General features: G+C 68.4%; 13 protein-coding genes. 4 read left to right on the top strand and 9 right to left on the bottom strand.

Features of this window, described 5'->3' with window-relative positions; all coding sequences use genetic code 11:
- Positions 1–13: 13 nt before the first annotated feature.
- Both ASC95_RS04935 and ASC95_RS04930 read left to right on the top strand, forming a co-directional pair.
- Positions 14–616, top strand: coding sequence for a DUF938 domain-containing protein (locus tag ASC95_RS04935; RefSeq protein WP_057296616.1), 603 nt, complete (start codon positions 14–16; stop codon positions 614–616).
- Between the two features lie 18 nt (positions 617–634).
- On the top strand, positions 635–1,375 hold the full coding sequence (locus ASC95_RS04930; RefSeq protein WP_057296615.1) for a sulfite exporter TauE/SafE family protein: 741 nt from the start codon (positions 635–637) through the stop codon (positions 1,373–1,375).
- Here the strand turns inward: ASC95_RS04930 and ASC95_RS04925 are convergent.
- Positions 1,372–2,262, bottom strand: coding sequence for a LysR family transcriptional regulator (locus tag ASC95_RS04925; RefSeq protein WP_235537692.1), 891 nt, complete (start codon positions 2,260–2,262; stop codon positions 1,372–1,374). The genes ASC95_RS04930 and ASC95_RS04925 overlap by 4 nt on opposite strands.
- A gap of 127 nt (positions 2,263–2,389) precedes the next feature.
- On the opposite strand from ASC95_RS04925, the gene ASC95_RS04920 reads away from it, so the two are divergent.
- Positions 2,390–3,142: a glucose 1-dehydrogenase gene (locus ASC95_RS04920; RefSeq protein WP_057296613.1), complete on the top strand. Its 753-nt coding sequence runs from the start codon at positions 2,390–2,392 to the stop codon at positions 3,140–3,142.
- Here the strand turns inward: ASC95_RS04920 and ASC95_RS04915 are convergent.
- Both ASC95_RS04915 and ASC95_RS04910 read right to left on the bottom strand, forming a co-directional pair.
- Positions 3,091–4,437, bottom strand: coding sequence for a cytochrome-c peroxidase (locus ASC95_RS04915; RefSeq protein WP_235537691.1), 1,347 nt, complete (start codon positions 4,435–4,437; stop codon positions 3,091–3,093). The two genes, ASC95_RS04920 and ASC95_RS04915, sit on opposite strands and share 52 nt — an antisense overlap.
- Positions 4,438–4,450: 13 nt before the next feature.
- Positions 4,451–4,891 carry a FixH family protein gene (locus ASC95_RS04910; protein WP_057296612.1) on the bottom strand — a complete coding sequence of 147 codons (441 nt, stop codon included), beginning with the start codon at positions 4,889–4,891 and terminating at the stop codon, positions 4,451–4,453.
- Between the two features lie 361 nt (positions 4,892–5,252).
- On the opposite strand from ASC95_RS04910, the gene ASC95_RS04905 reads away from it, so the two are divergent.
- Positions 5,253–6,044: an AraC family transcriptional regulator gene (locus ASC95_RS04905; RefSeq protein ID WP_057296611.1), complete on the top strand. Its 792-nt coding sequence runs from the start codon at positions 5,253–5,255 to the stop codon at positions 6,042–6,044.
- Here the strand turns inward: ASC95_RS04905 and ASC95_RS04900 are convergent.
- From ASC95_RS04900 to ASC95_RS31095, 6 genes are all read right to left on the bottom strand, one after another.
- On the bottom strand, positions 6,041–6,517 hold the full coding sequence (locus ASC95_RS04900) for a hypothetical protein (RefSeq protein WP_057296610.1): 477 nt from the start codon (positions 6,515–6,517) through the stop codon (positions 6,041–6,043). The two genes, ASC95_RS04905 and ASC95_RS04900, sit on opposite strands and share 4 nt — an antisense overlap.
- A gap of 42 nt (positions 6,518–6,559) precedes the next feature.
- Positions 6,560–7,294: an ABC transporter ATP-binding protein gene (locus ASC95_RS04895; RefSeq protein WP_057296609.1), complete on the bottom strand. Its 735-nt coding sequence runs from the start codon at positions 7,292–7,294 to the stop codon at positions 6,560–6,562.
- On the bottom strand, positions 7,291–9,084 hold the full coding sequence (locus tag ASC95_RS04890) for an ATP-binding cassette domain-containing protein (RefSeq protein WP_235537690.1): 1,794 nt from the start codon (positions 9,082–9,084) through the stop codon (positions 7,291–7,293). Before ASC95_RS04890 ends, ASC95_RS04895 begins: the two co-directional genes overlap by 4 nt.
- The gene (locus ASC95_RS04885; RefSeq protein ID WP_057296607.1) at positions 9,071–10,108 is read right to left on the bottom strand and encodes a branched-chain amino acid ABC transporter permease; all 1,038 of its coding nucleotides are present in this window, start codon (positions 10,106–10,108) and stop codon (positions 9,071–9,073) included. The genes ASC95_RS04890 and ASC95_RS04885 overlap by 14 nt, the downstream gene beginning before the upstream one ends.
- A gap of 78 nt (positions 10,109–10,186) precedes the next feature.
- A complete protein-coding gene (locus ASC95_RS04880; RefSeq protein ID WP_057296606.1) occupies positions 10,187–11,878 on the bottom strand; it encodes an ABC transporter ATP-binding protein/permease in 1,692 nt (563 codons plus the stop codon).
- A gap of 128 nt (positions 11,879–12,006) precedes the next feature.
- Entirely contained in the window at positions 12,007–12,441 is a 435-nt protein-coding gene (locus ASC95_RS31095) for a BON domain-containing protein (RefSeq protein ID WP_057296605.1), read from the bottom strand.
- Positions 12,442–12,533: the final 92 nt, after the last annotated feature.

Raw genomic sequence — 12,533 nt, 5'->3', positions numbered from 1 at the left:
CAAGATTGGGACGATGAACCCACGCCGCCACAGCCCCGCCGCCGAGCGCAACGGCCCGCCCATCCTCGCGGCTCTGCAGCGCCTGCTGCCGGCGCAAGGCGTCATGCTGGAGATTGCCAGCGGCACCGGCCAGCACGCCGCCTTCTGCAGCGAAGGCCTGCCCGGCTGGCAGTGGCAGCCCAGCGATTTCGACGCTACCGCCCTGCCCTCCATCGCCGCCTGGTGCGAAGGCCTGACTCGGGTGCGTCCGCCGATCACGCTGAATGTGCTGGACGACGTCTGGCCCGGCGTGCCCGCCCAGGTCGACGCGATCTACTGCGCCAACATGATCCACATCGCGCCCTGGGCCTGCACGGCGGGCCTGATGCAGGGCGCCGCCCGGCATCTGGCAACTGACGGCCTGCTCATCACCTACGGTCCCTACATCGTCGATGACATGCCCACGGCGTCCAGCAACCTCGCCTTCGACGCCGACCTGCGCGCGCGCAATCCGGCCTGGGGCATCCGCCGCGTGGCCGATGTGGCCGCGCAGGCCGCCGCCGCCGACCTTTGCCTGCGCGAAACCCTGGCCATGCCTGCGAACAATATGCTGCTGGCCTGGGCGCGTGCCAGCTGAAGGCCACGGCCCCAACACATGCTCCTTGCGCTCCTCGTGCTCGCCGGCCTCTGGGCCGGCCTGCAGAACTCGCTGGCAGGTGGCGGCTCCTTCGTCACGCTGCCGGCGCTGATGCTCGCGGGCATGTCACCGCTGGCGGCCAACATCACGTCCACGGTGGCGCTGTTCCCCGGCCAGCTGACCTCGGGCTGGGCGGGCCGCCGGCTCGTGATCGGCACGGCGACGCTGTCCTTTCGCGCCCTCGTCATCACCAGCCTGCTCGGTGGCGCAGTCGGCGCCTGGCTGCTGCTCAACACGCCGTCCTCCGTGTTCGCGCGCCTGGTGCCCTGGCTGGTGCTGTTTGCCACCAGCGTGTTTGCGTGGGGCAGCTTTCTGCGCAAGCCGGTGGCAGAAGATCACCACCTGAGCGCAAGCGCCACGGCTGTCATGCAGTTCTGCATCGCGATCTACGGCGGCTACTTTGGCGGCGGCATCGGCTTCCTGATGCTGGCCGCGCTGACGTTGGCGGGCATGCCCACGCGCAATGCCGGCGCGACCAAGAACGTGCTGGCCGGCATCATGAACGCGTCGGCCGTGGCCTTGTTCGTGCTCTCGCCGGAGGTGCACTGGCTGCAGGCCGCCGTGCTGGGCGCCAGCGCCATCGTCGGCGGCCTGGCCGGTGCCTGGGCGCTGCATCATGTCAACGAGAAGGCACTGCGCATCGCCATCGTCGGGTTGGGCGTGGCGCTGACGGTCGGGCTCTTCCTGCGGCCGATCTAAGCCAGACCGGCGGCCAGGTGGTCGCCCAAGGCCTTGACCTTGCCCGACAGCCGCCGCTGCGGCGGGCTGACAAGCTGCATCGGCAAGGCCTGGCCCTGCCAGTGCGGCATGGCAAGCTCGATCTCGCCGCTGGCCAGCTCCTTCTCCACCAGCCAGTGCGGCGCGTACGCCAGGCCCATGCCGGCCAGCACCGCCTCGCGCACGGCCTCGCCGCTGTTGGTGCGCAGGCTGCCGGCCACGCGCACGCTGGCCAGGCTGCCCGGCGGCGCGTCGGCGCCCGGGCCGGCCTCGAAGGTCCAGACCGGTCCCGACCGCAGCTCGCTGTAGACGATGCAGTCGTGCTGCTGCAGCGCTGCGGGGTCGGCCGGCGGCGCGATGCCGCGTTGCTCGAAATAGCCCCGCCGCGCGACGACGGCCCGGCGCACGGTGCCGATGCGGCGCGCCACCAGGCTGGAGTCTGGCTGCTCGCCGATGCGCACCGCGAGGTCGATGCCCTGCTCCACCAGGTCGATGAAGCCGTCGTTCAGCCGCAGATCGATCTTCACGCCCGGATGGGCGGCCAGAAAGCTCTGCACCAGCGGCATCAGCTTGAGCCGCCCGAAGCTGCCCGAGGCGGCCACGCGCAGCCAGCCCTGCAGCCGGTGCTCGCCGTCGCGCAGCTCGCTCTCGGCCTCGGCGATCTCGGCCACCAGCCGCCGCGCCTGCTCGACGTAGCGCTCGCCGGCTTCCGTCAGCCGCAGCGCCCGCGTGCTGCGCGCCAGCAGCTGGGCGCCCAGCGCCTTCTCCAGCGCCGCCACCTGCTTGCTGACGGCACTCTGGGTGCTGCCCAGCTCACGCGCCGCGGCCGAGAAACTGCCCAGCTCGACGACCCGCACCAGGGTCTGCATTGACTGCAATCGGTCCACGGCTGCTCGCTTCAGTCTTGACTGGAATAAATCTTAGGCAAACGGACCGGCTTCTGCATTGAGGCGGCAGCAATCACAGTGAGTTCACTCAACCACAGGAGTCTTTGTCATGCCCTCTTCCGTCGTCCTCATCACCGGCGCCCTGACCGGTATCGGCCGCGCCACCGCCCTGGCCTTCGCCCGCGAAGGCGCCACCGTCGTCGTCAGCGGCCGCCGCGACGCCGAAGGCGAGGCGCTCGCTGCCGAGCTGCAAACCCAGGGCGCACAAGCCGCCGCCTTCATCCGCGCCGACGTGCGCAAGGAAGCCGAGGTGCGCGCCCTCGTCGAGCAGACCGTGACCCGCTTCGGCCGCCTGGACGTGGCCGTCAACAACGCCGGCGTGGAAGGCCAGAACGGCCCCATCGCGGAGCAGAGCGCCGAGAACTACGACGCCATCTTCGACACCAATGTGCGCGGCGTGCTGTTCTCGCTGAAGCACGAGATGCGCGCCATGCTGGCCCAGGGCAGCGGCGCCATCGTCAACCTGTCGTCGGTGGCCGGGCTGATCGGCTTTGCCGGCGCCTCGGTCTATGTCGCCAGCAAGCATGCGGTGGAAGGCCTGACCAAGAGCGCTGCGCTCGAAGGCGCGGCGGCCGGCGTGCGCGTCAACGCGGTGGCACCAGGGCCGGTGCAGACGGACATGATGGAGCGGTTCGTCGGGCGCAGCGCCGAAGCCAAGGCAGGCATGCTCGCGGCCAACCCGTCCAAGCGCGCCGCCACGGCCGACGAGATCGCGCAGACCATCGTCTTCCTGGCCAGCAACAAGGCGCGCTATCTGACGGGGCAGTCGCTGGCGGTCGACGGCGGTATGACGGCGCAATAAGCGCCGCTGGCGGCTGGTGACAGCGTGCGCAGGAAGGCCACGAGGTCCTGCTGCTCGGCCGCCGACAGCTCGATGGGCGCGCGCGCCTCGGCATGGCCGCCACTTGCGGCGCCATGCCGGTGCTGCAGCTCCGAGCGGCCGACCGCGGCATGCGGCGCTGCAACGTAGTGTTGCACCACGGCCTCCAGCGTCGCGATCTGGCCGGCGTGCATGTAGGGCGGCCGCTCCGCCACGCCGCGCAGGCCGGGCGTCTTGAAAGCCCCTTCCAGCGCGGCGTCCTGCTTCACCAGGAAACGCAGTTCCTGGCACTGGTCGGGCCGCGCGTCGCTGTGGGGGCCGAGGCAGTTGAACTCGTCCTGGCGCACGGTGGCCAGGGCCGCGGCGCGGCCCCGGTCGGCCGCAGCCACGCCGCGCGGCGCCACCCCCGTGTTGTGGAAATGCTGGTCGGTGAGCAGTGGGCCGTTGTGGCAGCTGATGCACTGGGCTTTGCCGATGAAGAGGCGCAGGCCGTGGACCTCGCGCTCGTCCAGCGCCGCACCGGACGACGGCCCGCCGGCAACGACGCCGTCGAGAAAGAAGTCCAGCCGCGATGGCTCGCGCTGCAGGCGCTTCTCGTAGGCCGCCAGGGCCTTGCCCAGGTTGGCAAAGGCGCGCGTGATGGCCGTGCGGGTTGGCGCGTCCAGCGTCTGCCAAGCCGCACGCTCGGCCTCGTTGCCCAGCGGGCCGGCGTCCTCGGGCAGGCCGTCCAGCGCGGGCAGCGGGCCGAACAGGGCTTCGTAGGGCTCGCGGTAGTGGGCCTGCAGCAGCCGCGCGTAGCGCAGGCGGTTGCCGCCATGCTCGGCCGCGTCTTCCAGCGGGCCGAGGGCCTGCGACCAGAGGCTGTCCTTGCGTCCGTCCCAGAACAGCCAGGGGCTGTGACCGGCCCCCATGATGGGCATGGCGCGCTTCGAACCCACGCCCACGCCGACGCTGGTGGGCCGGTCGTCCTGGAACTGCCGCGCCGGGTCGTGGCAGCTGGCGCAGGACACTGCGCCGTTGCGGCTCAGGCGCACATCGGAAAACAGCCGCTGGCCCAGCGCCACCGCGGCGGGCGAGTCCTCGAAGCGGTTGGACGGGTCCGCCGGCGCGGGCGGCAGCTGGCTGAGCCGCAGCGAAGACAACACCGCCAGCTCCTCACTGCTCCAGGCCTGCGCGGGGCTTGCGCTGGCCGCGGCGAGTTCGGGCAGCGCGCCGAGCGCGATCAGCGCCAGGCCCGCCAGCGCAAGGGCCCAGATCAGCAGGCAACGACGGCTCATGCGCATCCCCGGCTCAGGTCTTGTTCGCCGTCGGCAGGGCGATGACCTTGTTGAAGGTGACCGCATCGGCACCGCGCTCGGCGGAGTCCAGCTTCAGCTTGATCTCCCACCAGCCCGTCATGCTGAACTTCATGCCCTCCATCAGATAGCGGCCGCCGCCCAGCTCCTGCGTGATGGCGGGCTGCGTCGGCAGGCCGTGGCCGTGCTGAGGCATGCCGCCGTCGACGTCGATGTGGGCATGCAGCACCGGCTCGCCGCTGGGCGAGGTGACCTGCACCTGCCAGGCATGCAGTTGGTTGATGGCGATGGACGGCACCATCGGCTGGATGCTGACGCGGTATTTGTTCTGTGCCGTCGGCCTGGACAGCGACAGGTCCAGGTTCTGCGGCGGGGTCATGCAGGCGCTGAACAGCAGCAGGCTCAGCAACAACGGCGAGGCGAGGTGATGTTTCATGGGTGAGGATGGGGTGTTAGCCTGCCGTGCCCGCGGTCAAGCGCGAGCACGGCCGGGCCTCAGACACAACGGCAGGCCGGCTGGCAGGCGCAGCTCGGGCCGCAGGCGCAGGCCTGGTTCGCTGCGGGTTGCGAAGCCGCTGCGCGCTGGCAGCCGCAGGTGCAGGAAGCGCCGGGGCAGTTCGCACAACGGCAGGCGGGCGTGGAATGGTCGGAGGAGATTGAGGGGTTTTGCATGGAGGGCTCCTTGAGGTGAAGAACAGGATGCGGACCGGTTTGTCCGTGGAAAGAATTCTGCGGATCGCAGGCCCTGGCGGCTTGAACGAAACGGCTGATCTGCGCTGTCGCAGGGGGAGGCGTTGATGGCGTCATCCAAGCCCATCGTCGGCATCGGCCGCGTGCTGCTGTGGAGCGGCGGCAGCCTGTGGATCGGTCGCGCCGGCGGGCGGGCGCAGGCGCATGCGCATCACGCCATCCAGATCTCGATGGCCCTGACGGGCCGCCTGCGCCTGTGGGCTGAGGACGTGCAGATCTGGCGTGAGCACGCCGTCGCGCTGGTGCGTCCCCACCAGCGCCACGAATTCGACGGTGCCGGCGAGACGGTGGCGCAGATCTTCGTGGAGCCCGAGACCACGCAAGGCCGGGCGCTGCTGCTGCAAGGCGATGCGGCAGCGTCCATCGTCGACCTGCCCCGCGAGCCGATCCAAGCCTTGCTCGCGGCCCTGCTCGATGCCTTTGCCGCCGATGCTGCGGACGAGGCCCTCGTCGCCATCAGCCACCGCATCGTCGACGCGCTGTGCGGGCAGTCGCTGCCCGGGCTCAGCGTGGACCCACGCATCAGCCGCGCCATCGAGTTCCTGCGCGCCCGGCTCGCCGAGCCGGTGACGCTCGCCCAGGCCGCCGCCGCGGCCCACCTGTCACCCAGCCGCTTCCGCCATCTGTTCGTGGCGCAGACGGGCATGTCGCTGCGCGCCTACCTGCTGTGGGCCCGGGTCGAGGCGGCAGTGGGCGCGGCGATGGGCGGGCAGTCCTGGACGGAAGCGGCGCAGGACTGTGGGTTTGCGGATTCGGCCCATCTCAGCCGGACCTGCCGGCGGATGTTCGGCATTGCGCCGACGATGTTGGTGAGGCCGATGCGCAGTTCTGCCGCTTAATCCTGACCGTTGATCGCATTAATCGCGACATAAATCCAAGGTGTCGTGTTCGTCGCGAGATGAATCAAACGCAGGTCTAAATGCTGATGGATCGGCAGCATTGCCGCGTAGGCGCCGGCCTCCAGCAAACCTAACGACACGCCTACTTGATCGGGGAGGCTGCGGCTATCCAGAAAGATGACTGAATCGCCCTTTTTTCCCTTGTAGGGAGTAGCCGCGTCAGACTCAACAAACTTCGTGTGAAATCCGAACACGCAAAGCTGAAGTTGGCCGGAGAAGCTATCGAGGCGGTGATGCCTCTGAATGGGCGACAGCGTTCCATCCCGTGCTTTTCTGTGGCGGATACCGCTTGCGTGATACGACGTCTTGTCGCTCCAGCCAACGCCCCCGTAATAAATATCGGTGCCGTTGTGATCTAGCCAAATTAGATCGACGGTGCGCTTTCCATTTGTCAGAAGGACGCGAAGACGCATAGCGGTATCAAGCAGAAGAGCTCATCGCCTAGCGTGAGCCCACTAGCCCTTAAGCCCCGCCGTGCCGAGATACGTCTCGATCACCCGCGGATCCGCCGCCAACTGATCCGCCGGTCCGCTCAACCCGAACTCCCCCGTCTCCAGCACATGCCCGTGATCAGCCACACGCAGCGCGGCGCGGGCGTTCTGCTCGACGAGAAGGATGCTGACGCCGCTCGTGCGCAGGTCCTCCACGATGCTGAAGATCTCGCGCACGATCAGCGGCGCCAGGCCCAGACTGGGCTCGTCCAGCATCAATAGCTTGGGTTGGCCCATCAGCGCGCGGCCCAGGGCCAGCATCTGGCGTTCTCCGCCGGACAAGGTGCCGGCCGCCTGCTTGCTGCGCTCCTTCAGTCGCGGGAAGCGTGCATAGACGCTTTCCATGCCGTCGCGCCAACCCTTGTCGCCCAGCTTCTTGGGCCGCCAGCCGCCGAGCAGCAGGTTGTCCTCGACCGTCATCGTGCCGAACAGCTCGCGCTTCTCGGGCACCAAGGCCAGGCCGGCGAGCACGCGCTCTTCCAGCGTCAGCCTGGCGATGTCCTCGCCGGCGAAGCGCAGCGCGCTGCTGCGCGACGGGATCAGGCCCATCAGCGCGCCGAGCAGCGTCGACTTGCCCGCGCCGTTGGGGCCGATGACGGTGACAACGCTCTTCTCGGCGGCCGTGAAGCTCAGGCCATGCAGCACTTCGGCGCGGCCGTAGCCGGCGTGCAGGTCAACCACTTCTAGAAGCGCGCTCATTCGTCTGCTCCCAGATAAGCCGCCCGCACGGCCGGGCTGGCCTGCACCTCGGCCGGCGTGCCCTCCATCAGCCAGCGGCCGAACTCCATGACGACGATGCGGTCGGTGAGCTTCATGACGAAGTCCATGTCGTGCTCGACGAGCAGCAGCGACAGGCCCTCGGCCTTCAGCTGCCGCAGCACCTCGGCCAGCGCTTGCTTTTCCTTGTGGCGCAGGCCGGCGGCGGGCTCGTCCAGAAGCAGCAGCGAGGGATCGCTGGCGAGTGCCCGGGCGATCTCGACGAGGCGCTGCGGGCCCAGCGCCAGGTTGCCGGCCAGCTCGTGGGCTTGATCGACCAGGCCGATGCGGCGCAGCTGGCGCATGGCCTCGGCGCGTGCCTGGGCTTCCTCGGCTCCGTTCAGGCCCAGCATCGCGCGGACGGTGCCGCTCCTGGTGCGCAGATAGGTGCCCAGGGCCACGTTCTCCAGCACCGTCATGTCGGGCACCAGCTTCACGTGCTGGAAGGTGCGGCTCAAGCCCGCGCGGGCAATGTCGCGGCTCTCGCGGCCATCGACGCGCTGGCCCAGCAATTCGACCTCGCCCGCAGTCAAAGGCAGCACGCCGGAGACAAGGTTGAAGGTCGTGCTCTTGCCGGCACCGTTCGGCCCGATCAGGCCGACGATGTCGCCGGCGCGGATGGCAAAGCTGATGTCATTGACGGCGACCAGGCCGCCGAACTGCTTGCGGATCTTGCGTACGTCAAGCAGGGCCGCACCGCGCTCCGGGTGGCTGCGCGCACTCAAGGCCGGCACCGATTCGTTCACCGCCTTCGCGCGGCCGGCCGGCAGCCAGCGCGCGATCAGCGGCCACAGGCCATCCGGCGCGAAGCGCAGCACGAGCACCAGCACGACGCCGAAGACGATGATTTCGTAGTTACCCGAACCGCCGAAGACCAGCGGCAGCCATACCTTGAGCTGGTCTTCGGCCAGCTTGACGAGCGCCGCGCCGGTGAAGGCGCCACCGACCGTGCCAATGCCGCCCAGCACGGCCATGAAGAGGTATTCGATGCCGAACTTGATGCCGAAGGGCGAGGGGTTCACGCTGCGCTGCATGTGGGCGTACAGCCAGCCCGACACCGAGGCCAGCAGCGCCGCGACGACGAACATGATCAGCTTGTAGCGGAAGGTCGATGCGCCCATGGCCTCAGGCATGGTCGAGCCGCCGCCGCGGTTGGTGTTCAGCGCCCGCATGATGCGGCCCGGCCGCGAATCCAGCAGTCGCGTGACGCCTAAAGCGGCAAGCAGGGCCGCCAGCCAGATCAGCAGATAGATGCGGCGCTCGCTCTGGAAGCTGAAGTCGCCGAGGGTGATGGCCGGCAGGCCGAGCAAGCCGTCGTACTTGCCCAGTGCCTCCAGGTTGCCAACCAGGTAGTACAGCGCGAGGCACCAGCAGATGGTGGCCAGCGGCAGGTAGTGGCCCGACATGCGCAGCGTCAGCGCGCCGATCACCAGGGCCAGCACCAGCGTGATGGCCAGGCCGGCAATGAGGCCCAGCCACGGCGACAGGCCCAGCACCGTGGTCAGATAACCCGTGGCATAGGCACCCACGCCGGCAAACGCGGCCTGGCCGAAGGAGGTGAGGCCGCCGACGCCGGTCAGCAGCACCAGGCCCAGCACGACCAGCGAAAACAGGCCGATGTAGTTGAGCTGGGTGATCCAGAAGTCCGGCACCGGCACAAAGGGCAGGACCAGGACGGCGACGGCGGCGACGACCGCGAGATGGGTGCGGTTCATCGCGTCAATGCTCCTCATGGTGAGGGTCCACGAAGGACCGCCACAGCAGCACCGGCAGGATCACCGTGAACACGATGACTTCCTTGAACGCGCTGGCCCAGAAGGAACCGAAGCTTTCGATGAGGCCGACGCCGATCGCACCGGCCAGCGCCATCGGGAAGCTGGCCAGGCCACCGAACACCGCAGCGACGAAGCCTTTGAGGCCGATCAGGAAGCCGGTGTCGTAATAGATGGTCGTCGACGGCGAGATCAACAGGCCCGACAGCGCGCCGATGAAGGCGGCCATCGTGAAGGTCTGGCTGCCGGCGGCGTCGCCCGAGATGCCCATCAGCCGCGCGCCGGTGCGGTTGACCGACGTGGCGCGCAAGGCCTTGCCCGTCAGCGTGCGCTCGAAGAAGACGAACAGCGCGACGATCAGCGCGATGGAGGCGCCGAAGATGATCAGCGTCTGCCCCGTCAGGGTCAGCGGGCCGATGTCAAAGCGTGCCTCCCAGAAGGCCGGCGTGCGATAGCCCTCGGCGCCAAAGAAGACCAGGCCCACACCGGTCAGCGCGAAGTGCACGCCGACGGAGACGATCAGCAGGGTCAGCACGCTGGCCCCTGACAGCGCGCGGAAGGCCAGGCGATACAGCAGCGGGCCCATGGCGGTGACGATGGCCAGCGTCAGCAGCACCTGGATCCACAGCGCGGGCTGACGCGGGACAAGCCACGGCACATACAGCGCCAACGCCACGGGCAGCGCGAGCATGTGGATCAGCTGCGACTTGAACCGTGCGGCAGGCCAGCCCTCACGCAGGCCCTGCGCGACATCCAGCACCGTACCCGCCACCGCCATCATCAGCAGCAGCCACACCGTGCCGGGCACTTTGCCCATCTGCAGTGCGGCCAGCGTCAGCGCGCCGAAAGCGACGAATTCGCCCTGTGGAATGAAGATGACGCGCGTGACCGAGAACACCAGCACCAGGGCAAGGGCGACCAGCGCGTAGATCGCGCCGTTGGTCAGGCCATCCAGGCCCAGGATCGCGGCAATCGTCAGGTCCATCGGTAAGCGCGCACGCCAGCAGCAGGAAGTGCGCGGATCGTAGCGACGATTTCCTACCCGACCCTTGCGCGCGAACCCTCACTTGCCGGGCTTGTCCGCCGGCCGGCGCGGCGTCTTCGCCAGGGTCCAGCGCCCCCCACCGGTCAGCTTCAGCACATGGCGGTGAAAGCCGGCCACGGCGGCGCGGTGGGCGATGCTGATCATCGTGATGCCGCGTTCGGCCAACCGCTGGTACAGCCGCTTCTGGTTGGCGTCGTCCAGCGCGCTGGTGGCCTCGTCCAGGATGGCCAGGCGCGGCGCATGCACCAGCAGGCGCGCGAATGCCAGGCGCTGCTGCTCGCCGCCGCTGAGCAGCTTTTCCCAATCCTCGCTGCGATCCAGGCCGCTGTCGCCTTCGGCGAGGTGGCGCAGCTGCACCTCGTCCAGCACCTTCAGCAGCGCTTCATCGTCGAGCTTGCTTTGCGTGCTGGGGTAGATCAGCTGGCTGCGCAGCGTGCCGACCTGCAGATAGGGCCGCTGCGGCAGGAAGAAGACATCCTCGCGCGGCGGGTGCAGCACCTGGCCGCTGCCCTGGGTCCACAGGCCGGCGATGGCACGCAGCAGCGAGCTCTTGCCACAGCCGCTGGCGCCGGTGATCAACAGTGAGCCGCCTTCAGGCACGCGCAGGGAGAGCTTTTCGACCAGCACGCGGTCGCTGCCCGGCGCCTGCACGGTGAGGTCCTTGATGTTCAGCTCGCGGCCTTCCTGGCGATCGATGCCGGCCTCGGGCAATGCGGCATCCAGCACCTCGGTCATCACGTGCAGGCGGTCGATGCCGGCAACGAAGCGCGAGAGGCTTTCGAAGTTGTCGATGATGAGGGACACCGCCCCCAGCACGGCCGCAAAGGCGCCGCCGGCCTGCACGGCCTGGCCCACCTCCAACCGGCCGCCCAGCACGTCGGCGGCCAGCACGACACTGGGCACCAGCAGGCTCAGCTGGCTGAAGGCACGCTGGAACAGGTTGAGCCCGAACTGCGCACGGATCAACTTGCGCGTATTCAGCAGCGTGGCGCGCAGGCGCTGCTGCAGTTGGTGGCGCTCCTGGTCCTCGCCGCCATAGAAGGCGATGGATTCAGCGTTCTCACGCACGCGCATCAGCCGGAAGCGGAAGTCCGCCTCGCGCTTGAGCTGCCAGTAGTTGAGCCGGATCAGCGGCCGTCCGAACAGGCCGAGAGACAGCAGGGTGCCGGCCACCGCGTAGATGACGAGAAAGCCTACCAGCGAATGTGACAGCGACCACAGCACAGCGCTGAAAGCCACCAATTGCATCAGCGAACCCAGAAGGATCAGCAGGAAGTGCAGCGACCGGCCGGTGAAGGTGTTGATGTCGTCGGCAATGCGCTGGTCGGGGTTGTCGATCTCGTCGCCGGCAATATGGAAGTAGCGGCGCTCGCGCAGATAGCCGTCCAGGAAGCGGTTGGTCAGCCAGCGTCGCCAGTCGTTGGCATAGGCGTCGCGGGCGTAGTAGTAGATGGCGAAGATAGGCACCGCGAAGGCCATGATCCACAGCATGGCGCGCATCGCCGCCCAGAAGCGGTCCTCATCGCGTGCTGCCAACGCCGAGGTCAGCTCGCCGGTCTGGTTGTTCAGTAGTACCGCGAACTGCGTCTCCGCCAGCATCAGCACGATGAGACCAACGAGAAAGGTCCAGGCCCAGACGCGCCGGTCGCCCACCCAATAGGGCTTGGCCACGGTCAGAAAGCGTTTCAGCGCAGAAACAGGAGCGGCCATGAGTGAACAAATGTGGTTGTCTAGACAAGACTATCGTTGCGGCCGCTGGCGAATTGTCGGACGGCATGCCGACGCGGCCAAAGCAAAGGCGCCCTCGCGGGGCGCCTTTGCTTTGGCGAGCTGCAGGGTCAGCCGTTGCGGGTGACCACCAGCTGGTTGTTGACCTGCTTCACTCCGTCGATGGCCGCTACCAGCGTGGTCGCGCGCTCGCGCGATTGCGGGTCGGGCGCCTGGCCAGACAGGGTCACCTGCCCGTCACGGGTGTCGACGTTGATCTGCGTGGCCTTCAACTGGTCATCCACGGCCAGCGCGGCATTGACCTTGGCCGTGATGTTCATGTCCGAAGAGACACGGGCTGTCGTATCTGCGGCGTCGCGAGCCGACATGCGGGCGTCGGCCAGCACTTCGCTACCCTCGCGCTTGGCGTTGGCCGCGGTGCTGTCCACGCGCTGGCCGGCGCTTAGTTCATCGTCGGGCTGCTGGCGGCTGCAGGCGCCTAGAGCGGCAGCAAGTGCGAGGGCGCCCAGCACGGGCAGGCGGGCAAGGGTGTGCGGCTGTTTCATGAGGTGTCCTTTCCGGTGCAAGGCCATCAGGCCGGTCGTCATACTTTGGACGCCAGCCTGTGCGCCGCATCCCAGCCCACGCGCCGATCGCC

The organism is Pelomonas sp. Root1217, from assembly GCF_001425705.1.
Lineage (GTDB): Bacteria > Pseudomonadota > Gammaproteobacteria > Burkholderiales > Burkholderiaceae_C > Pelomonas.
The sequence above is the reverse complement of the archived record's forward strand: the minus strand, read 5'-3'. Positions and strand labels throughout refer to the sequence as shown.

Coding starts and splice junctions, on each gene's coding strand:
- ASC95_RS04935 (WP_057296616.1), top strand. CDS start 14: ATGAACCCACGCCGCCACAGCCCCGCCGCCGAGCGCAACGGCCCGCCC.
- ASC95_RS04930 (WP_057296615.1), top strand. CDS start 635: ATGCTCCTTGCGCTCCTCGTGCTCGCCGGCCTCTGGGCCGGCCTGCAG.
- ASC95_RS04925 (WP_235537692.1), bottom strand. CDS start 2,262: ATGCAGACCCTGGTGCGGGTCGTCGAGCTGGGCAGTTTCTCGGCCGCG.
- ASC95_RS04920 (WP_057296613.1), top strand. CDS start 2,390: ATGCCCTCTTCCGTCGTCCTCATCACCGGCGCCCTGACCGGTATCGGC.
- ASC95_RS04915 (WP_235537691.1), bottom strand. CDS start 4,437: ATGAGCCGTCGTTGCCTGCTGATCTGGGCCCTTGCGCTGGCGGGCCTG.
- ASC95_RS04910 (WP_057296612.1), bottom strand. CDS start 4,891: ATGAAACATCACCTCGCCTCGCCGTTGTTGCTGAGCCTGCTGCTGTTC.
- ASC95_RS04905 (WP_057296611.1), top strand. CDS start 5,253: ATGGCGTCATCCAAGCCCATCGTCGGCATCGGCCGCGTGCTGCTGTGG.
- ASC95_RS04900 (WP_057296610.1), bottom strand. CDS start 6,517: ATGCGTCTTCGCGTCCTTCTGACAAATGGAAAGCGCACCGTCGATCTA.
- ASC95_RS04895 (WP_057296609.1), bottom strand. CDS start 7,294: ATGAGCGCGCTTCTAGAAGTGGTTGACCTGCACGCCGGCTACGGCCGC.
- ASC95_RS04890 (WP_235537690.1), bottom strand. CDS start 9,084: ATGAGGAGCATTGACGCGATGAACCGCACCCATCTCGCGGTCGTCGCC.
- ASC95_RS04885 (WP_057296607.1), bottom strand. CDS start 10,108: ATGGACCTGACGATTGCCGCGATCCTGGGCCTGGATGGCCTGACCAAC.
- ASC95_RS04880 (WP_057296606.1), bottom strand. CDS start 11,878: ATGGCCGCTCCTGTTTCTGCGCTGAAACGCTTTCTGACCGTGGCCAAG.
- ASC95_RS31095 (WP_057296605.1), bottom strand. CDS start 12,441: ATGAAACAGCCGCACACCCTTGCCCGCCTGCCCGTGCTGGGCGCCCTC.